The 17,606-nt window shown below is 69.6% G+C and carries 19 protein-coding genes, 5 tRNA genes and 1 other RNA gene; 7 read left to right on the top strand and 18 right to left on the bottom strand.

Annotation, left to right across the window (positions count from 1 at the left end; genetic code table 11):
• Window positions 1-4: 4 nt before the first annotated feature.
• Window positions 5-1,885, bottom strand: a complete 1,881-nt coding sequence (gene dnaX, locus CEK66_RS16280; protein ID WP_152237588.1) for a DNA polymerase III subunit gamma/tau — start codon at window positions 1,883-1,885, stop codon at window positions 5-7.
• A 236-nt stretch (window positions 1,886-2,121) separates the two neighbouring features.
• On the opposite strand from dnaX, the gene CEK66_RS16275 reads away from it, so the two are divergent.
• Window positions 2,122-2,214: transfer RNA gene (locus CEK66_RS16275), tRNA-Ser, on the top strand.
• A gap of 101 nt (window positions 2,215-2,315) precedes the next feature.
• Window positions 2,316-2,412, top strand: an RNA gene (gene ffs / locus CEK66_RS16270) — signal recognition particle sRNA small type.
• A 210-nt stretch (window positions 2,413-2,622) separates the two neighbouring features.
• Here the strand turns inward: ffs and CEK66_RS16265 are convergent.
• The 7 genes from CEK66_RS16265 to CEK66_RS16235 are packed head-to-tail and all read right to left on the bottom strand — an operon-like array spanning window position 2,623 to window position 6,781.
• Window positions 2,623-3,069 carry a molybdenum cofactor biosynthesis protein MoaE gene (locus tag CEK66_RS16265; protein ID WP_152237587.1) on the bottom strand — a complete coding sequence of 149 codons (447 nt, stop codon included), beginning with the start codon at window positions 3,067-3,069 and terminating at the stop codon, window positions 2,623-2,625.
• Between the two features lie 3 nt (window positions 3,070-3,072).
• Window positions 3,073-3,318 (bottom strand): MoaD/ThiS family protein, encoded by a 246-nt coding sequence (locus CEK66_RS16260; RefSeq protein WP_152237586.1) that lies wholly within the window; start codon window positions 3,316-3,318, stop codon window positions 3,073-3,075.
• A complete protein-coding gene (moaC, locus tag CEK66_RS16255; protein ID WP_152237585.1) occupies window positions 3,315-3,833 on the bottom strand; it encodes a cyclic pyranopterin monophosphate synthase MoaC in 519 nt (172 codons plus the stop codon). Before moaC ends, CEK66_RS16260 begins: the two co-directional genes overlap by 4 nt.
• Before the next feature lie 31 nt (window positions 3,834-3,864).
• Window positions 3,865-4,239: a nuclear transport factor 2 family protein gene (locus tag CEK66_RS16250; protein WP_152237584.1), complete on the bottom strand. Its 375-nt coding sequence runs from the start codon at window positions 4,237-4,239 to the stop codon at window positions 3,865-3,867.
• Between the two features lie 3 nt (window positions 4,240-4,242).
• Window positions 4,243-5,277 (bottom strand): GTP 3',8-cyclase MoaA, encoded by a 1,035-nt coding sequence (gene moaA / locus CEK66_RS16245; RefSeq protein WP_152237583.1) that lies wholly within the window; start codon window positions 5,275-5,277, stop codon window positions 4,243-4,245.
• Entirely contained in the window at window positions 5,274-6,032 is a 759-nt protein-coding gene (locus CEK66_RS16240) for an MBL fold metallo-hydrolase (protein WP_152237582.1), read from the bottom strand. The genes moaA and CEK66_RS16240 overlap by 4 nt, the downstream gene beginning before the upstream one ends.
• A complete protein-coding gene (locus CEK66_RS16235) occupies window positions 6,032-6,781 on the bottom strand; it encodes a 3-deoxy-D-manno-octulosonic acid kinase (RefSeq protein WP_017914809.1) in 750 nt (249 codons plus the stop codon). Before CEK66_RS16235 ends, CEK66_RS16240 begins: the two co-directional genes overlap by 1 nt.
• 20 nt (window positions 6,782-6,801) lie before the next feature.
• Between CEK66_RS16235 and CEK66_RS16230 the strand changes: the two genes are divergently transcribed.
• Window positions 6,802-7,851, top strand: coding sequence for a glycosyltransferase family 9 protein (locus CEK66_RS16230; RefSeq protein ID WP_152237581.1), 1,050 nt, complete (start codon window positions 6,802-6,804; stop codon window positions 7,849-7,851).
• A gap of 199 nt (window positions 7,852-8,050) precedes the next feature.
• Entirely contained in the window at window positions 8,051-8,305 is a 255-nt protein-coding gene (locus CEK66_RS16225) for a DUF2798 domain-containing protein (RefSeq protein ID WP_043092951.1), read from the top strand.
• A 47-nt stretch (window positions 8,306-8,352) separates the two neighbouring features.
• On the opposite strand, the gene CEK66_RS16220 is transcribed toward CEK66_RS16225, so the two are convergent.
• Both CEK66_RS16220 and CEK66_RS16215 read right to left on the bottom strand, forming a co-directional pair.
• A complete protein-coding gene (locus tag CEK66_RS16220; RefSeq protein ID WP_148828570.1) occupies window positions 8,353-8,757 on the bottom strand; it encodes a DUF6165 family protein in 405 nt (134 codons plus the stop codon).
• A gap of 282 nt (window positions 8,758-9,039) precedes the next feature.
• Window positions 9,040-9,130 (bottom strand) — tRNA-Ser (locus CEK66_RS16215).
• 209 nt (window positions 9,131-9,339) lie between these two features.
• Between CEK66_RS16215 and CEK66_RS16210 the strand changes: the two genes are divergently transcribed.
• Window positions 9,340-10,044, top strand: a complete 705-nt coding sequence (locus CEK66_RS16210) for a protein phosphatase 2C domain-containing protein (RefSeq protein WP_017907821.1) — start codon at window positions 9,340-9,342, stop codon at window positions 10,042-10,044.
• Window positions 10,045-10,239: 195 nt separating this feature from the next.
• Here CEK66_RS16210 and dnaQ read toward each other — a convergent pair whose 3' ends face one another.
• The 3 genes from dnaQ to CEK66_RS16195 are packed head-to-tail and all read right to left on the bottom strand — an operon-like array spanning window position 10,240 to window position 12,137.
• Window positions 10,240-10,977, bottom strand: coding sequence for a DNA polymerase III subunit epsilon (dnaQ, locus tag CEK66_RS16205; RefSeq protein WP_017907822.1), 738 nt, complete (start codon window positions 10,975-10,977; stop codon window positions 10,240-10,242).
• A gap of 29 nt (window positions 10,978-11,006) precedes the next feature.
• Window positions 11,007-11,465, bottom strand: coding sequence for a ribonuclease HI (gene rnhA, locus CEK66_RS16200; protein WP_017907823.1), 459 nt, complete (start codon window positions 11,463-11,465; stop codon window positions 11,007-11,009).
• A 12-nt stretch (window positions 11,466-11,477) separates the two neighbouring features.
• Window positions 11,478-12,137 carry a hypothetical protein gene (locus CEK66_RS16195; protein ID WP_193312690.1) on the bottom strand — a complete coding sequence of 220 codons (660 nt, stop codon included), beginning with the start codon at window positions 12,135-12,137 and terminating at the stop codon, window positions 11,478-11,480.
• Between the two features lie 12 nt (window positions 12,138-12,149).
• Here CEK66_RS16195 and gloB point away from each other — a divergent pair, with 12 nt between their 5' ends.
• Together gloB and CEK66_RS16185 are read left to right on the top strand one after the other, a co-directional pair.
• On the top strand, window positions 12,150-12,917 hold the full coding sequence (gene gloB, locus CEK66_RS16190; RefSeq protein WP_043092954.1) for a hydroxyacylglutathione hydrolase: 768 nt from the start codon (window positions 12,150-12,152) through the stop codon (window positions 12,915-12,917).
• Entirely contained in the window at window positions 12,914-14,125 is a 1,212-nt protein-coding gene (locus CEK66_RS16185; RefSeq protein ID WP_152237580.1) for a lytic transglycosylase domain-containing protein, read from the top strand. Before gloB ends, CEK66_RS16185 begins: the two co-directional genes overlap by 4 nt.
• A gap of 441 nt (window positions 14,126-14,566) precedes the next feature.
• Here the strand turns inward: CEK66_RS16185 and CEK66_RS16180 are convergent, their stop codons facing one another.
• From CEK66_RS16180 to CEK66_RS16160, 5 genes are all read right to left on the bottom strand, one after another.
• Window positions 14,567-16,555, bottom strand: a complete 1,989-nt coding sequence (locus CEK66_RS16180; protein WP_152237579.1) for a peptidylprolyl isomerase — start codon at window positions 16,553-16,555, stop codon at window positions 14,567-14,569.
• A gap of 186 nt (window positions 16,556-16,741) precedes the next feature.
• Window positions 16,742-16,818, bottom strand: a tRNA-Asp gene (locus CEK66_RS16175).
• A 117-nt stretch (window positions 16,819-16,935) separates the two neighbouring features.
• Window positions 16,936-17,012: transfer RNA gene (locus CEK66_RS16170), tRNA-Asp, on the bottom strand.
• Window positions 17,013-17,039: 27 nt separating this feature from the next.
• Window positions 17,040-17,114, bottom strand: a tRNA-Val gene (locus CEK66_RS16165).
• Between the two features lie 11 nt (window positions 17,115-17,125).
• Complete coding sequence (locus CEK66_RS16160; protein ID WP_157835168.1) at window positions 17,126-17,539, bottom strand: HU family DNA-binding protein; 414 nt, start codon at window positions 17,537-17,539, stop codon at window positions 17,126-17,128.
• Window positions 17,540-17,606: the final 67 nt, after the last annotated feature.

The raw sequence follows: 17,606 nt of genomic DNA, 5'->3' as shown, positions 1-17,606 counted from the left end.
TGGTTCACTCATCGTAGGGACGGATGGAATCGGGGACGACCCGCGCGCCTTGCTGCTGGATCAGCGCCTGCACCGCCGGGTCGTTCATGAACGCGGTCTCGGCCGCGTTCTGGCGCTCGCCGCGTTGCCGGTGCGAGCGCTCATGCAGGGTTTCGGCATCGACCGCGATGCCGCTTTCGATGACGATCTTCGGCCGCTGGCCCAGCGCATCGGCCAACGCCGCGGCCAGTTCGCCCAGCGAGCGTTCCGACTGCAGGTACTCGAAGCCCGGCGACAGCGACAACCGCAGCACGCCCTCGGCATGGCTGACGAAGGCGGCGTTGGCGGCGAGTTGCCGCGAGGGGCCGCTCAGGCCGCAATCGGCGACCAGTTCCAGCCAGTCCTCGGCGCTGCGCAGCGCGCGCGGCGTATCGGACACGGCGGCGTGGGTGCGCGGCGGCGGCGCCAGCGGCGGCACCATCGCCATTTCCGGCTCGGCGGCCGCAGCCGTGGCCGCGGCCGGAACGACCGCTGGCGCCGGCGTCGCGACGGGCGCGGACGGCGCTGGGCGTGCCGCCGGCGGTGCCGGCGGATCCCAGGGCGGATCCAGCGGGGCCGCCGCCGCACTGGGCGCAGCCGCCACGGGCGCAGCGGGAACCGGCGCCGGCGCGGCAACGGCAGGCGCCACCGGGGCAGCGGCCGCCACCGCGACAGGTGCCGCCATCGCCGCCGCAGGCGCACTGGCAGCGGCCGCCGTCGCATTGCCGTGCCCCTGGGTGGGGGTGGCCGCGCCGGTCGTCGTGCCGGCCGGCAGCGCCGTGGCGCCCATCGGCCGGAACGCCAGCATGCGCAGCAGCGCCATCTCGAAGCCGGCCCGCGGGCTCGGCGCCAGGTACAGGTCGCGGCGCCCGTTCAGCGCCATCTGGTACCACAGCTGCACGATCTCCGGACGCAGGCGCTCGGCCAGCGGCGCCGGGTCCAGTCCGTCCAGCGCGGGCATGGCCGCGCCCGGCACCAGTTGCCGCACCTGGATGCGGTGCAAGGCCTCGGCCAGCGCCTCCAGTACCCCGCCCCAGTCGGGCGAGAACTCGGCCAGCCCGGCCACCACCTGCAGCAGCCGCTGCCCATCGGCATCGGCCAGGGCGTCCAGCATCGCCCCGACCTGGGTGCGATCGACCGTGCCCAGCATCGTTCGCACCACGTCGTCGCGCAGCGCACCGCCGGCATAGGCGATGGCCTGGTCGAGCAGGGACAGGCCGTCGCGCAGGCTGCCGTCGGCGGCCTTGGCCAGTTGCACGATCGCCGAGGCATCCACCTCGATCTGCTCGGCGGCCAGGATCTTGGTCATCTGCCCCTGGATCTGCTCCTCGTCCAGGCGCTTGAGGTTGAACTGCAGGCAGCGCGACAGCACCGTCACCGGCAGCTTCTGCGGGTCGGTGGTGGCGAGCAGGAACTTCACGTGCTCCGGCGGCTCTTCCAGGGTCTTCAGCAGCGCGTTGAACGCCGCCTTGGAGAGCATGTGCACTTCGTCGATCAGGTAGACCTTGAACTTGCCGCGCGAGGGCATGTACTGCGCGTTCTCGATCACCTCGCGCACGTCGTCCACACCGGTGTTGGACGCGGCGTCGATCTCCAGCAGGTCGATGTAGCGGCCGGCGTCGATGTCCAGGCAGGCCGCGCACTGGCCGCACGGGTCGGCGCTGGTGCCCTGCTCGCAGTTCAGCGACTTGGCGAAGATGCGCGCGATGGTGGTCTTGCCGACGCCGCGGGTGCCGGTGAACAGAAAGGCGTGGTGCACCCGGCCGCTGTCCAGCGCGTTGGTGAGCGCGCGGACCACATGCTCCTGCCCCACCAGCTCGGCGAAACGCTTGGGGCGCCACTTGCGGGCGAGAACGAGATAGGACATCAGGCGACCGTCTTCATCTGAACCGCCATTGTGCCACGCCGGGCCATCGCGATCGTTCAGTCGCCCGGTCATCCGCAATCACGCGCGCGCCGACCTTTGGCGCAGGGCTGCCTGCGACGATGAACAGGGCAAAGGTGACGCCGGTCAGCGCGGCAGCCGCGATTCGTCTTGTGAACGGCGGCCATGACGGCTAGAATTCCCGCCCTTGCCCGGACCGCATGGCCCGCGCAAGACCCGGAGAGGTGTCCGAGTGGTTGAAGGAGCACGCCTGGAAAGTGTGTAAGCGTCTAAACCGCGCTTCGGGGGTTCGAATCCCCCTCTCTCCGCCAGATTCGAATGCGTGTCCTCTCGCAGAATGCTCCCACCCTTGTGGCGGTGTTCAAATGAGGAAAGACCGCGCCACTGGCGCGGTTTCGTCTCTATGGTGGCCCCGTCGGCCCCTCGCGACGCTAGGTCGAAAACCCCGCCAGGGCCGGAAGGCAGCAACGGTATCGATCGACGCGGGCGCCGAGGTCAGCCGGCGGGGTTACCACCCTTCTCGACGACGAACGATCAACCTAGATCGCAAGCAGCGGCTGCGCCTGCAGAAAGCAACCGCCATCCCGGCGTGTCATTCGTTCCGGCCGTGGCGACGGCACAGAGAGCCTTGCGGCGGCAGACTATGCCTGGCGCGGTCAGCCGGCGGGGTTACCCCCCTCCTCTACGAAGACACGATCGACACCTGATCGCGCGCGCTGCTATTCGCGTTGCGGCGCCTGCGCCTCCGGATGCAGCCACCCCGCATCGCCCTCGCGGTAGCGTTCGCGCTTCCAGATCGGAACGCGTGCCTTGACCTCGTCGATGACGTAGCGGCAGGCGTCGAACGCGGCGCCGCGGTGCGCAGCGACAACGCCCACCCACACCGCCAGGTCGCCGATCGCCAGTTCGCCGACGCGGTGCACGCAACGCAGGTCGAGAATGGCGAAACGGGCCAGGGCCTCGTCGACGATGCGTTGGCCTTCGGCCTCGGCCAGTGCGGCGTAGGCCTCGTAGTGCAGGCCGTCGACCGCGCGGCCGTCGTTGTGGTCGCGCACCCAGCCTTCGAAGCTGGCATAGGCGCCTGCCTGGGCGTGCGCCAGCGGGGCGCGCAGCGTGGCGATGTCGAGCGGGTGGTCGGCCAGCCGGAAACGCGGTTCGGTGGACATGGCTCAGCCTCCCGAAACCGGCGGAATGAACACCACTTCGCTGCCGTCGCGCACCGCCTCGTCCCAGCCGACGAAGGCGCTGTCCACCGCCACCCGCAAGCGATCCAGCGGCCAGCGCAGGCCATGGCGCGCGTCGAGTTCGGCATACAGCGCGCGCAGGTTCGGCGCATCGGTATGCACCTGTTCGCGCTCCAAGCCCGCGGCCTCGCGCAGGCTGGCGAAGTACAGCACGGTCACCTGGGCGCTCATGCCACGCTCCCGACGTCGCGCTTGCCGCCACGCTTGCCGACCAGCCGCACCGGGCCGATGGTCATCGCGTGAGTCAGCGCCTTGCACATGTCGTAGACGGTCAGCGCGGCGACGCTGGCGCCGGTCAGCGCCTCCATCTCCACGCCGGTGCGGTGCACGGTGCGCACCGTGCATTCGATGCCCAGCACCTGCGGCGAGCGCCAGTCGATGGCGAAGCGGCAGCCGTCGATCGGCAGCGGATGGCAGAACGGAATCAGTTCGTGGGTGCGCTTGACCGCCATCGTGCCGGCAATCACCGCGGTGTCGACGATGCCGCCCTTGGCGCTGCGCAGCGCATCGGCGCGCAACTGCGAGGCCACGCGGGCGGGAAAGCGCACCTGCGCCTCGGCCACCGCCACACGCGCGGTGGCGGCCTTGGCGGAGACGTCGACCATGGTCGGCAATCCCTGCGGGTCCAGATGGGTCAGCGCCGGCGCGGCGGCGCGCGCGGACGTGGCGGAGGTCTTCTTGGTCATGGATTGCGCTGCCGCTCCCACGGCGCGATCTTCAAGCGCCGCCGGGGATCGGCGTGCCTTGGTGGAACAGCATGCGCCATTGGCCGTCGCGATACCGCCAAAGCGAACTGCGCAGCGCCTGTCGCGGCGGCTCGCCACCGCCGCTGCGCTCGCTGCGATAACGCAGGTGCGCCAACTCCGGTTCCAGCACCTGCACATCGATGTCGAAGGCACAGTAGCGAAATGCGCCCGACTCAGCCGGTAACGCCTGGAGCACCGCCGGCTTGTCGAAGCAGCGGCCGGAGGCACCGAACTCGACGAAGGCGTCGTCGAGCAGTTCCGCCACGCGCGCCGCTGAGGCACGCACCGCCGGTTCCAGCAATTCCAGTTCCAGCGCGACCAGCGCGCGTTGCACGGCGGCGTCCATCGCTCAACCGCCGATCAGGAACATTTCGACGTGCTTGCCGCGCGTGGCGGTCGCCGCGCCGCGCAGTTCGCTGTAGCGATCGTCGCGGCGTTCCCATAGCGCACGCACGCGTTCGGCCAGCGCCTCCTCGCCCCCCGCCAGCGCCGGCCGCAAATCGGTGCCCTCGCCCGCGAACAGGCAGGTGTAGAGATGGCCATCGGCGGACACGCGAGCGCGGTGGCAATCGCCGCAGAACGGCGTACTGACCGAGGTGACGAAACCGATCTCGCCGCCGCCATCGGCGAACGCATAGCGCGCGGCGACCTCGCCCGGGTAGTGCGGCGCCAGCGCCTGCAGCGGCCAACGTGCGGCGATGCGGTCACGCAACTCGGCGGCCGGCACCACCCGCTCGCGGCGCCAGGCATTGCAGGTACCGACGTCCATGTATTCGATGAAGCGCAGCACATGGCCGCTGCCGCGGAAATGCGCCAACAATGGCAGCACCTGGTCGTCGTTGATGCCGCGCTGGACCACGCAATTGAGCTTGACCGGCCCCAGCCCGGCCGCGACCGCCGCGTCGATGCCCTCCAGCACCTGCGCGATCTCGCCACGGCCGCCGGACAACTGTCGGAACACCGCCGGCTCGATCGCATCCAGGCTGACCGTGACACGGCGCAGGCCGGCCTCGCGCAAGGCCTGCGCATGCCGCGCCAGCAGCGCGCCATTGGTGGTCATGGCCAGATCGTCCACGCCGGGGATGCGCGCCAGCCGCCGCACCAACTCGGGCAGATCGCGGCGCAGCAGCGGTTCGCCGCCGGTCAGGCGCAGCTTGTTGACGCCGTTGCGGACGAAGGCGCGGGCCACCGTCTCCAGCTGCGCGAACGACAGCCGCGATGCGGCGTCGAAGCCGTAATCATCCGGCACCTTGTCGGCCGGCATGCAGTAGCCGCAGCGGAAATTGCAGGCCTCGATCACCGACAGGCGTAGGTCGCGCAACGGCCGCCCGCGCCGGTCCGCCGGCGTCGCCGACGCGAGCGGCGGGCGCGGCAGCGCGTTCATCCCGCCGGCACCTGCGGCGCGCTCGGCGCCGTCAGCGCCACGCGCTCGCCCGGGCACGCCACGCGGTGGCCGCGGGCGCGCAGGGCCTCGGCATCCTCGGCGCTGGCGTAGTGGTAGAGCATGGTCCGTTGCAGCAGCTCGGCGGGGTATTCCCGCTCCAGGTCGTCCACGCCAGTATGCGACGGGTTGCCGTGAAGACCGCAGTCGTGCGCCACCAGTTCGCCGTCGTCGGCATACCGGTTCAGCATTTCCGGGATCGGCCGGGTATCCCCGCTCCACACCAGCGCGCCCTGCAGGCGCAGGCCATAGGCGGTCTCCGGCCAGTGGTGACGCACCGGGAACACCTCCAGGCGCACTCCCTCGTGCCAGAACGCATCGCCCACCGCGATCAGCTGGAACGCATCCCAGAAGTTGGCGCCGCCCTCGGCCAGCACGTTCGGGTAGTCGGCCACGCGGCGGTGCAGCAGCGGCAGCACCGTGGCCGGCACGTACAGGCGCACCTTGCCGCGACGCTCGGAAAAATAGCTGTCCACGAACAGCCGCTCGAAGCCGGCGACGTGGTCCAGGTGCACGTGGGTGACGAACAAGGCCTGCGGCATCGCGCCGTAGTGCGCCTGATAGGCGGTCAGCCCCTCCCCACCGCAGTCGATGGTCAGCCACGGCCGGCCGTCGCGCTCGATGGTGGCCATTGGCGAGCCCAGCGCCACCGCCGAGGCATTGCCCACGCCCTGGAAACGCAGTGCCCAGTCCGTCATCAGCAGCCGCGCTCCCAGGCCAGGTCGTAGGCGCGGCGCAGGCGCGCGTAGTCCTTCTCCACCGCATCGACGCTGCGCTCGCCGCGCAGTTTCAGCAGCGAACGACGCAGCCGCTTGAGGTTGCGCTCGCGCCAGCGGGTGGCAGGAATGCGCAGCACGCCGCGGTCGAAGTCGATCAGCCAGCCGCGGCCGTTGCCGTCGAACAGGATGTTCTGCGCGTTGAGGTCGGCGTGATCGAGGCCGGCGCGATGGAAGCGCGCGATCAGCCGCCCCGCCTCCTCCCACGGCGCGCCGCGGCCGGCCAGATGCGCGCGCTCGGCCAGCGAGCGCACACCCTCCAGCCGCTCCATCAGAATCGCCGCACGGTAACGCAGCCCCTGGCGCAGATAACAGGCCGCCAATGGCCGCGGTACCGGCAGCTTGCGCGCGATCAGCGCACGCATCAGCCGGAACTCGGCGAAGCTGCGGGTGCGGTCGGCACCGGTCCACAGGTAGCGGTCGCGGACCAGCTTGGCGACCAGCCCGCCGCGGCGGTACTGGCGCAACACGCAGCTGCCGAACGGGGCATCGACGAACCAGGCGCCGCCGCGGCCGCCGGCATCCACCGGGCGGGCGCGTTCGCCCCAGGCGGCGGCGGAGAACAGCGCCGGTTCGGCTTGCCGCAGCCGTTCGCGGTCGAACAGAATGGCCCCGTAGCCGCGGCCCTCGCGGTACGGCGTCAGTGCTTCGGTGGCGTCGAATGCAACCATCCAGCGAGTCTAACAACACCATGCCGGCAACGCTCCCTTCGTTGTGCCTGTTGCGCCTGTCGGCGCTGGGGGACGTGACCCACGTGGTGCCGCTGGTGCGGACCCTGCAGCGCGCCTGGCCGCAGGCGCCGGCGTTGCACTGGATCATCGACAAGGCCGGGCACAAGCTGCTCGACGGCCTGCCGGGCGTGGTGTTCCACCCGTACGACAAGCGCAGCGGCCTGGCCGGCATGCGCGCCTTGCGCCGCGCCCTGCCGGCGCAAGGCTTCGACGCACTGTTGCAGATGCAGGTGGCGTTGCGCGCCAACGTGCTGTCGGCGTTCGTGCCGGCGCGCCGCCGCATCGGCTACGACCGCAGCCGCTCCAAGGACCTGCACGGCCTGTTCGTCAACGAACGCATCCCCGACCGCCCCGGCATCCACGTGCTGGAGGCGATCGGCAGCTTCTGCGAGCCGCTGGGGCTGCGCCAGACCGAAGTGCGCTGGGACCTGCCGGTGCCCGAGGACGCCCATGCCTGGGCGCGTGCGCAATGGCCCGAGGACGGCCGTCCGGCGCTGCTGATCTCACCTTGCTCCAGCCACCAGCGTCGCAACTGGTATGCCGAGCGCTACGCCGCGGTGGCCGACCATGCCGCCACGCAGGGCTGGCGGGTGGTGCTGTGCGGCGGCCGCAGCGACCTGGAGCGCAGCACCGCCGACGCCATCGTCGCGGCGGCGCGCACGCCGGTGCTCGACCTGGTCGGCCGCGACACGCTCAAGCAACTGCCGGCGCTGCTGCAGCGCGCCGCATTGGTGATGACACCCGACTCCGGCCCCATGCACATCGCCAACGCCATGGGCACCAAGGTGCTGGGCCTGCACGCGGCCAGCAACCCGCGCCGCAGCGGCCCGTATTCGGACATCCGCTACTGCGTGGACAAGTACGACGCCGCCGCGCGCAAGTACCTGGGCAAGCCGGCCGCGCAGTTGAAGTGGGGCAGCAAGATCGAGTTCGACGGGGTGATGGAACTCATCGCGGTGGACGATGCGATCGCCGCATTCGAGCGCTATCGCGCCGACCACGGCCACTGAGCCCGGTTGCGGCGCCCGCGGCGCCGCTCTACCATCGCTGCGCGTCCTGCCGCCGACCCGGCCCGCAGGAGCCGCCGTAAGCGTTTACGTCAATCAACGCGCCAACTGCGCCGGATCCGTCCGGGGCTGTTTCCCGCCCGGGCCTGGCAGGCCGTTGGCGGGTGGCGCCTTCGATCGACCGGCTTACGGAGAGTCCGCAATGTCACGTTCCCCGCTGTTTTCCCGCAAGCTGTCCCCGCGCCATGCCGCCTGGGTGACCCCGCTGCTGCTGTCGGTGCTGATGACCTGCATCGTCTCGATGATCAGCACCCTGCGCAGCGTCGGGCTGGCGCCCGGCGTCGGCACGCTCTGGCTCGGCGCCTGGGCGCTGTCCTGGCTGGTGGCCTTCCCCACCCTGCTGCTGGTGCTGCCGCTGGTGCGGCGCCTGACCGGACTGGTGGTCGCACGCAACTGAGGTGCGGCGCGTTCCGGGAGACGGCAACGCCTCCCGGAACTCTGCCCTCACACCGAGGCGTTGCGGTAGTCCTGGTAGGACTTCTCTTCCACGTAGCTGGAGCCCAGGGCCAGGTTGATTTCCTTCTTGAGCCGCGCGCGTTCGTCGTTTTCGTAGTACACGCTGCGCGCCAGCTTGATGAACTCCTCGTCGAAGGCCTGCGCCTTCTCCTTGATCCGGATCTCGTCCTCGATCACCCACAGGCGCTCGTTGACCGCCTTCAGTTCCGCGCGCAGGCGCGCCACGTCGCCGCCGGCCGCCGGATGCGCCATCCAGGTCTTTTCCAGTGCCGACAGTTCGGCACGCACATTGGCCAGCTTGCCCGGATCTTCGATGCGCTCGGACTTGATCTGCAGGATGGCGATCTTGTCGAGCAATTCGCCGAAGGACACGGGCACCAGGATTTCGGACATGGCAGACACCAAAAACAGGAGAAGGAAGAGTGTAACGGCGACGCCTTAAGCCAGCGTCGGCACACTGTCGCGAGCGCCAAAAAGCAAAAGGCCCCTGACGGGGCCTCATGCGAAACTGGCGGGAAGGGGGGATGCACGCGGTGCATGCTGCACCTCGCCCTGCGGGCGGCTGCGCCGTGCGCATCGGCTGTCGCCGATGGGTCGAACCCGCGGGGCTTCTCACCCCCCACCCCTGCACCGATCACACTCTGCGACCGCTGGAGGGCGCGCGCGCGATGAAACTGGCGGGAAGGGGGGGATTCGAACCCCCGAGGCGCTATAAACGCCTGCCTGATTTCGAGTCAGGTACATTCAACCACTCTGCCACCTTCCCGGGTGGTCCCCGGCGGACCGGGGGCGTGCATCATACGGTCCCCGCCGCGCGCGGACAAGCGGCCAGGCGCCGAGCCCCCGCCAGCGCCCCGGCGCCGCGGGGCGATGAACCCCGCCTGCTGCGTGCTGCGCGCGGCGATTGCCTGATCCGCGCGCGACCGCGATGATGCCCATCGACCCCAGAAAACACCGGCCGGCCGCAGGCGCGCAATGATCGAATTCGGACATCTCACCCACGTCGGCCTGCGCCGCGACCTCAACGAGGACACCTACTACGGCGACCACGAACTAGGGTTGTGGCTGGTGGCCGACGGCATGGGCGGCCACGCCTGCGGCGAGGTCGCCAGCGCGCTGGCGCGCGAGGCCATCGTGCGCGAAGTGCGCGGCGGCACCGCCCTGGCGCAGGCCATCCGCATCGCCGACGAGGAGATCATCCGCGCCTCGCAGCGCCGCAACGACACCCTGCCGATGGGCACCACGGTGGTGGCGGCGCGGGTCCAGGGCAACCGCTTCGAGGTGGCCTGGGTCGGCGACAGCCGCGCCTATCTGTGGCGCGACGGCAAGCTGGCCCAGCTCAGCCAGGACCACAGCTACGTGCAGGAACTGATCGCGCAGGGCGCGCTCACCGCCGAACAGGCGCGCGCGCATCCGCACCGCAACGTGGTCACCCAGGCGCTGGGCGTCACCGATCCGCAGCACCTGAACGTGGCGACGATGACCGGCGAGCTGCGCCCGGGCATGCGCCTGCTGCTGTGCAGCGACGGGCTCACCGAGGAAGTGGACGATGCCGGCCTGGCCAACGCGCTGGGCCACGACGACTGCAGCGCGCAGGAATGCGTGGACATGCTGGTCGCCGCCGCGCTCGACGAAGGCGGCTCGGACAACATCACCGCGATCCTGGTGCGCTGTCACTGAATTCGGTGCGGCGCGGCCGCCGCTCCGTCCGCGCAAACCACGTCAGGGCACCGCTGGATACTGCATTCTCAACGCTCAAGCCGGCCAGGCTGCCCTGCAGGAGCAGTTGCAGCCGCGACCGGGCTTTACCGGGAACGCTCCGTCGCGGCTGACGCCGCTCCTACAACAGGCGTCCCATCGTCATTCGAGCGCCCTTCAGCCGGCCACCGCGTCCGCCACGACCGGTTCGGCGTCGTCCCACAGCGCGCGGCCCGCCTTCTTGCGCAGCTTCTCCAGCCGCGCCTGGTGCGCTTCCAGTTCCGAGGCCGTCGGCAACACCCGCGGCCGCGGCAGCAGCATGGTCATGTCGAATGCCGGACCCTGTGCCGCCGCATGCGCGGCGCCGTCCTCGGCCAGGGCGAAGCCGATCTCCTCCTGCCCGGAGGTCAGCGCGATGTACACGTCGCTGAGGATCTGCGCATCGAGCAGCGCGCCGTGCAGTTGCCGGTGCGAGTTGTCCACGCCCAACCGCTTGCACAGCGCGTCCAGCGAATTGCGCTGACCCGGAAAGCGCTCGCGCGCCAGCAGCAGGGTGTCGATCACCGTGGCGCGATCGAGGATGCGGCCGTAGGACTCGCCCAGCCGCGACAGTTCGTAATCCAGAAAGCCCAGGTCGAACGAGGCGTTGTGGATGATCAGCTCGGCGCCGTCGATGAACTCCAGGAATTCGTCGACCACCTCGTGGAATTCCGGCTTGTCGGCAAGGAAATCCAGGGTCAGGCCGGTGACTTCCTGCGCGCCGGGTTCGAAATCGCAGTCCGGGCGCAGGTAGCGATGGAAGTTGCGCCCGCTGGGGCGGCGTTCGAGCAGTTCCACCGCGCCGATTTCGACGACACGGTTGCCCTTCTTCCATTCCAGGCCGGTGGTTTCGGTATCGAGGATGATCTGACGCATGGGACTCGCAGCGGAAAAGGAAGACAAGATCAGGTCGCGACGGCGGCGCCGCCGGCGCGCACGTGCAGGGCCTGGTTGCGCGCCAGCTGATCGACCCGCTCGTTGTCCGGATCGCCGTTGTGGCCCTTGACCCAGCGCCAGTCGATCGTATGCCGCTGCGCGGCCGCATGCAGCCGCTCCCACAGATCGCGGTTCTTGACCGGATCGCCGCCGGCGGTCTTCCACTGCCGGCGCACCCAGCCCGGCATCCATTCGGTGATGCCCTGGCGCACGTACTGCGAGTCGGTGTGCAACACGATCTGGCACGGCTCGTTGAGCGTCTCCAGGGCCATGATCGCGGCCATCAGCTCCATGCGGTTGTTGGTGGTGTGCGCCTCGGCGCCGGCCACCTCGCGCTCCAGTCCCTTGTAGCGCAGCAGCGCGGCCCAGCCGCCGGGGCCGGGGTTGCCGAGGCAGGCGCCATCGGTATGGATGTCGACAGTCTTCATGAAACTCCGTGTTCAGATGGAAGCGACCGAGCCGCGCCAGCGGACCGGCGCGCGCAGCGGAATGGGGCCGATGCCGGCGGCGGTGCGTTTTTCCGCCTGCAGCAGGCAGACCGCGCGCAGCGGCGCGGTGGAGGTGGCCGGGCCGACGCCGCCGCGGGTCGGCCACACCGGCCCGAGATAGCGCAGTTGCTCCACGCACGGCAGGCCGACCTGTTCGAGCAGGCCGCGCCAGCTACCTGGCGGACGCGCCACCAGGCCCTGGCGGCGCCAGCGCAGCCGGTACGGGCTCACCGCATTGAGCGCGAACAGCCACAGCCGCCCGCCCGGCATCAGGATGCGCTCGCATTCCTCCAGCAGCGCCGCCGCGTCGGCGGCGAGCACGTGCTGCAGGACGATGGCGTTGACGCTTTCCGACGGCAGCGGCAGTGGCAGCGTGCACACCAGGTCGCCGGCGTAGCCGCAGGCGCTGCGGTGCAGGCGCACGCCCCGCCCCGGCAGCTCGCGCGCGGGGGGCGGTAGCGGCACCGGGGCCAGCCACAGCCAGGGCTGCGCGGGGCGCTTGAGCAAGGCGTCGAGGATCAGCGGCTGCTCGACCTGCAGCAACGCCTGCGCCCCGGCAGTATCAAACCAGGATGAGACGTTGGCTTGACGAGGGAGCGACACGGCAGGCATGGTGCCAATTCTATGCGACTGATCGCCCTGCCCGCATTCCAGGATAACTACATCTGGGCGATCGCCACGGACGACGGGCGTGCGTTGCTGGTCGATCCAGGCCAGGCCGAGCCGGTGCTGGAGGCCGCGGCCCAAGGGCTGCAACCCGCCGCCATCCTGCTGACCCATCACCACGACGACCATATCGGTGGCGTCGCCGCTTTGCGCGAACGCTGGCCGGATCTGCCGGTGTACGCGCCGGACGACCCTCGCATTGCCGGATTTTCGTGCGAGCGGGTCGGAGATGGCGAGGTCGTGAAGGTGCTGGACTGGCAGTTCGATACCCTGGCCGTCCCCGGCCATACCCGCTCGCACCTGGCCTACGTCGGCCAGGGTCATCTGTTCAGCGGCGATACGCTGTTCAGCCTGGGCTGTGGGCGCATGTTCGAAGGTACGCCCTCCCAGATGTTGGGTTCGCTGCAGCGCCTGTCCGCCCTCCCGGGGCAGACGCTGGTCTGCTGCGGACACGAATACACCTTGGCCAATGCGGCATTCGCCGTCACGGTCGATCCCACCAACGCTGCCCTGCGGCAGCGCCATCAGGAAGCCCAGGCCATGCGTCACGCTGCCCGCCCCACCGTTCCCGTCACTCTCGCCAGCGAACTGGCGACCAATCCGTTCCTGCGCACCGCTTCGGCGGCGATCCAGCAGGCGATCGGCGCCCGGCTCGGCCGGGGGGTGTCCGACGAAGTGGAAGTCTTCGCCGAATTGAGGCGCTGGAAAGACGATTTCCGCGCATGAGGGCGCTGGCGTTGACGGCGGCGCTGACGCTGGCGATAGCGTCGGCGGCGCCCCCCGTGGCGGCCGCGACCCCGCTTGCAGCGGCACTTGAGCAGACCGTAGCCGGCCTGAACGGCCTGCCGACGGACGCGGCGGCGCTGCCGCCGCCGACCACCCGTAACGGGCACGACATCCTCGCCCGCTTCCGCGACGGCCTGGCCGATGCGCGCTGCGACGCCGGCGCCACCGACGCGCGCTGGCAGCAGCAGTTCTCGCGCGCGCCGTCGCGGCTGGCCGACGAGGACGAGGACGTGCTGCCGCTGTTCGGCTACGTGGTCGACGAACTGCGTGCGGCCAACCTGCCGACCGAATTCGCGCTGATCCCGTTCGTGGAGAGCGGCTACCGCCCGGCGGCGCGCAACAGCAGCGGCCCCGCCGGCCTGTGGCAGTTCATCCCGGGCACCGCGCGCAACCACGATGTCCCGCTGGAGAACGGTTACGACGGCCGTCTGTCCGCGGTGGACTCCACCCGCGCCGCAGTGCGCTATCTGAAGACCCTGCACGGCATGTTCGGCGGCGACTGGCGCCTGGCGATCATGGCCTACAACGCCGGCGAATACCGCGTGCTGCAGTCGATGCGCCGCGCCGGCATGAACGCGCAGAACGCGCAGCCGGACAAGCTGCCCGGGCTGTCCTCGGTCACCTACGCCTACGTCGAGAAACTGCACGCGCTGGCCTGCGTGCTGGAACAGGCGCAGACCCGCGACGAATGGATGGCCTCGCTGGACCGCGACGTGCCGATCCTGCAGGCGCAGACCCTGCCCGCCGGCATGGCACTGGACGAATGGGCGCGGCGCCAGGCGCTGCAGGGCAATCAGCTCGCCCGGCTGAACCCGGCCCTGGGCAGTGGCCGCAGCACCAAGCGCGCGCTGCCGGTGCTGGCGCCGCGCAGTCTGGGCGGCCCCGTGCTGGCCCAGGACACCGCGACGCCGGCGCAGGACGACGCCCCGGTCGTCGCCACCGTGGCCAGCGCCGACGACACTCCCGCGCCGAACCGTGCCACGCGCGCCGGCGCACGCTCCCGCCACACGCACACCGTGCGCGACGGCGACACCGCCTGGAACATCGCCAAGCGCTACGGCATCACCGTGCAGGCGCTGCTGATGAAGAACGGCCTGTCCGCGCGCAGCGTGCTGCGTCCCGGCATGGTGCTGAGCTACGAGGACTGATCGCACTCCCGCTGCGGCGGGACGAGGCCCGGCCCATGCTGCAACGTCCGCGGATGTGCCGCCACGCTGCGGGGATGACCACCCGTTTCCTCGGCCCGATGGGCACCTACGATCAGCATGAGCGCCTGGAAGGCAGGCGTATCGCCACGTCCAGCCGCTAGCGCAACTGCGCGCACGCGCCATCGGCAACAGACTCTGTTTCGATGGCCGCCAGCAGGGACAGCGCATCGCGCCGGCCAAGGTAGCGACGTAACGCGCTTGCCGCCCATTCGCGCCACTGAAGGCATGCCGGCCATCGGCAGGCGCACGTCCACACTTGCGTCAACGTTGCGCGCCTCCCCCACAGCAAATCGCACACGCCGATAAACCACGCACCTGAAACGCAACAGGCCCGGCAATGCCGGGCCTGTTGCGTGCCGCTTTGCGCTGTCGAAGCCGCGGTTACAGCTGCGATTCCTGCACGCTGATCTTGAAGTGCTTGCGCATCGCATCGACGTAGGCCTTGGCATCGGCCTCGCCTTCGATCCGCGCCAGCTGCTGCTGGAACATCGTCTGCTGCTCGGCCGGCACCTTGCTCAGGTCGCCCGGCGTCACCTTGGTGACCGCAAACAACGCATAGCGCTTGCCCACGGTGCCCGGCGCGGCAGGCAGCTCGACCTTGCCCACCGAGGGCTTGCCGTCGGCCGGCTGCGGCGCGCTGAAGATCGCCTGGCTGGCCTGCGCGCTCGGCATCGGCACGTTGCGCGGCAGACCCGGCATCGGGTTGATCTGCAGCTTCTCCGCGCCGGCCAGGGCCTGCAGGGTCTCGCCCTTGCGCAAACGCTCCAGCAGCGCATCGGCCTTGGCAGCGGCCGCCTTGGCGGTGCGGTCGGCATGCACCGCGGCCACGACCTGTTCGTGCACCTTGGCCAGTGGCTGGATCTGCTCCGGCTGGTGCTGGGTCACGCGGATCAGCACGCTGTGGTTCGGCCCCAGGTTGATCGGGTCGCTGACCGTGCCGTCCTGCACCAGGGTGTCGGAGAACGCGGCGCGCAGCACCGCCGGCTGTGCGGCGATGCCGCTGGCGGTGGCGCGCGAGAACGGCCCCAACGTCTGCACCGGCAGGCCCACTTCCTTCGCCGCCGAAGCCAGCGCGGTCGGGTTCTTGTAGACCAGGTCCACCAGCTTGCCGCTCAGGTCGCTGAAGGCCTTCTCGCCGTCTGCCTTCAACTGCTCGCTGGCGAGCTGGTCGCGCACCTGCTCGAACGACTTGCCTTCGCCGCCCTTGACCTGGCGCAGCTGGATCACGTGATAGCCGAACTCGCTCTTGATCGGGCCGACGATCTCGCCGGGCTTCATCGCGAACAGCGCGTCCTCGAACGGCTTCACCATCACGCCCTTCTCCACCCAGCCCAGATCGCCGCCGGCGTTCTTGGAACCAGGGTCATCGGAGTTGGCGCGGGCCAGCGCGGCGAAATCGGCGCCAGGCTGCTTGGCTTCGGCCGCCAGCTTGGCCGCCTTGGCCTCGGCCGCCTTCTGCGAGGCCGCGTCCTTGCCGGCGCTGATCAGGATGTGCGAAGCCAGCCGCTGATCGGGCTCGACGAAGCGCGCCTTCTCGTCGTCGTAGCGCTTGCGCAGCGTCGCCTCGTCGGCCGGCTTGACCGGCGGCAGGCTGGCCGCGTTGAGGTCGACGTACTCGATCGTCACGGTTTCCGGCTGCTTGAAGTCCGACTTGTGCGAGTCGTACCACTGCTGCACCTGCGCGTCGCTGACCGGTGCGGTGTCGGCCGGCATTTCCGGCAACAGCGCCATCTCCACGTCGCGGGTCTCGCCCAGCATCTTCAGCAGGCGCTCGGTTTCCGGCTTGGTGGCGAACGCCGATTCCGCGATGCCGGAAGGAATCACCGACTGCTGCAGCGCGTCGCGCACCAGTTGCTGGAACATGGTCGGCGTCCGCGGCGGCGTGCCCGAGGCCAGGGCCAGGCGGTAGCGCTCCGGATCGAACTTGCCGTCGTTCTGGAACGCAGGCATGGAGCTGATGTAATCGCGCACCGCGGCATCGCCGATGACCACGCCGGCGCGCTCGGCCGACAGCTTCGCCACCTGCTCGTCGATCAGCTGATCGAGCAGCTTGCGCTTGTTGTCGATGCTTTCGAACGCGCGCGGATCGAAGTTCTCGCCCTGCTGTTCGCGCGCCTGGATGCGCGCCTGCTCGAAGCGGGTACGGAACTGCTCCGTGCTCACTTCGTGGTGCTGCCACAGCAGCGACACCGGCCACCACGACGGCGCCGACGACCACCACGACGGCGGCGCCTGCACCTTGGCGACGTTGTTGGCACCGACGCCACCGAGGTAGCTGTTGTCGATGACGAACAGGAACGGAATCATCAACAGACCGATGATCGCGGTGGCGATCCAGCCCGAGGTCTTTTCGCGAAGTTTCTGCAGCATTGGGAACCGACGGCCTATTGGCGAGCCGCGCAGTTTAACCCGCTTCACGCCTTGCGGCAGAACCGGCGGCCCGGCAACCCGCGCCGCTCATGCGTCGAGGCGGCGAATCCGGAGCGCATCGACGACCAAACCAGCGCACTGCGGAAAAAAAGAAACCCCCGATCGCTCGGGGGTTTCGCGTACAAATGGCGGAGTGGACGGGACTCGAACCCGCGACCTCCGGCGTGACAGGCCAGCATTCTAACCGACTGAACTACCACTCCGCGTTTGAACGGAGGCGGGCGCGAGGCCCGCTTTCCCGCAGCGGCCGGGCCGACGCTGGCGCGTGGCGGCGACTGCGAGAAACGAAACCCCCGATCGCTCGGGGGCTTCGGTACAACTGGCGGAGTGGACGGGACTCGAACCCGCGACCTCCGGCGTGACAGGCCAGCATTCTAACCGACTGAACTACCACTCCGCTTTTGAAACCTGTCGCTCGGTGCTCTGGTGGGTGCTGAGGGTTTCGAACCCCCGACCCTCTCCGTGTAAAGGAGACGCTCTACCGCTGAGCTAAGCACCCTAGCGAGTCGATTAGTTTACGGCATCCTTCAGCGCTTTACCAGCCTTGAACGTCGGATTCTTCGACGCCGCGATCTTGATGGAGTCGCCGGTCTTCGGGTTGCGGCCGGTGCGCTCGGCACGGTCGCGCACCTGGAAGGTGCCGAAGCCCACGAGCGTGACGCTGTCGCCCTTCTTCAGGGCCTTGGTCACTTCCGACACGAAGGCGTCGATGGCACGACCGGCTTCGGCCTTGGAGATATCGGCGGCAGCGGCGATCGCGTCGTTCAGTTCGGCTTTATTCATTTCTTGATGACTCCATGTGCGGCAGAAGACCGCGGATTGAGGATCGGGTGTCGGCGTGGCCTGCCTCGCCTGGGCGAGACCCCGATGGATATGTTTTGCACTACCAAGCACGCCCGTTCGCGGTGCTCGCAAGCGCTGCATTTATACCAGCGGGCCCATACCCGCGCAAGCCGAAAAGCCAACAACGGCGCGGGTTTGAGCCGTTTGC

It is taken from the genome of Xanthomonas sp. LMG 12460, from assembly GCF_009192895.1.
Taxonomy (GTDB): Bacteria; Pseudomonadota; Gammaproteobacteria; order Xanthomonadales; family Xanthomonadaceae; genus Xanthomonas_A; species Xanthomonas_A sontii.
Note: the sequence above shows the minus strand (reverse complement) of the source record. Positions and strands in the feature narration are given on the sequence as shown.

Bases quoted from the DNA above. Each gene is read 5' to 3' on its own strand.
- CEK66_RS16265 (WP_152237587.1), bottom strand. From the start codon at position 3,069: ATGTCCACCGAACCGCGTTTCCGGCTGGCCGACCACCCGCTCGACATC.
- CEK66_RS16160 (WP_157835168.1), bottom strand. From the start codon at position 17,539: ATGCAGCGCTTGCGAGCACCGCGAACGGGCGTGCTTGGTAGTGCAAAA.
- CEK66_RS16230 (WP_152237581.1), top strand. From the start codon at position 6,802: ATGCCGGCAACGCTCCCTTCGTTGTGCCTGTTGCGCCTGTCGGCGCTG.
- CEK66_RS16195 (WP_193312690.1), bottom strand. From the start codon at position 12,137: ATGCCTGCCGTGTCGCTCCCTCGTCAAGCCAACGTCTCATCCTGGTTT.
- moaA (WP_152237583.1), bottom strand. From the start codon at position 5,277: ATGAACGCGCTGCCGCGCCCGCCGCTCGCGTCGGCGACGCCGGCGGAC.
- moaC (WP_152237585.1), bottom strand. From the start codon at position 3,833: ATGACCAAGAAGACCTCCGCCACGTCCGCGCGCGCCGCCGCGCCGGCG.
- gloB (WP_043092954.1), top strand. From the start codon at position 12,150: ATGCGACTGATCGCCCTGCCCGCATTCCAGGATAACTACATCTGGGCG.
- rnhA (WP_017907823.1), bottom strand. From the start codon at position 11,465: ATGAAGACTGTCGACATCCATACCGATGGCGCCTGCCTCGGCAACCCC.
- CEK66_RS16250 (WP_152237584.1), bottom strand. From the start codon at position 4,239: ATGGACGCCGCCGTGCAACGCGCGCTGGTCGCGCTGGAACTGGAATTG.
- CEK66_RS16220 (WP_148828570.1), bottom strand. From the start codon at position 8,757: ATGTCCGAAATCCTGGTGCCCGTGTCCTTCGGCGAATTGCTCGACAAG.
- CEK66_RS16240 (WP_152237582.1), bottom strand. From the start codon at position 6,032: ATGACGGACTGGGCACTGCGTTTCCAGGGCGTGGGCAATGCCTCGGCG.
- CEK66_RS16180 (WP_152237579.1), bottom strand. From the start codon at position 16,555: ATGCTGCAGAAACTTCGCGAAAAGACCTCGGGCTGGATCGCCACCGCG.
- dnaQ (WP_017907822.1), bottom strand. From the start codon at position 10,977: ATGCGTCAGATCATCCTCGATACCGAAACCACCGGCCTGGAATGGAAG.
- dnaX (WP_152237588.1), bottom strand. From the start codon at position 1,885: ATGTCCTATCTCGTTCTCGCCCGCAAGTGGCGCCCCAAGCGTTTCGCC.
- CEK66_RS16225 (WP_043092951.1), top strand. From the start codon at position 8,051: ATGTCACGTTCCCCGCTGTTTTCCCGCAAGCTGTCCCCGCGCCATGCC.
- CEK66_RS16185 (WP_152237580.1), top strand. From the start codon at position 12,914: ATGAGGGCGCTGGCGTTGACGGCGGCGCTGACGCTGGCGATAGCGTCG.
- CEK66_RS16235 (WP_017914809.1), bottom strand. From the start codon at position 6,781: ATGGTTGCATTCGACGCCACCGAAGCACTGACGCCGTACCGCGAGGGC.
- CEK66_RS16210 (WP_017907821.1), top strand. From the start codon at position 9,340: ATGATCGAATTCGGACATCTCACCCACGTCGGCCTGCGCCGCGACCTC.
- CEK66_RS16260 (WP_152237586.1), bottom strand. From the start codon at position 3,318: ATGAGCGCCCAGGTGACCGTGCTGTACTTCGCCAGCCTGCGCGAGGCC.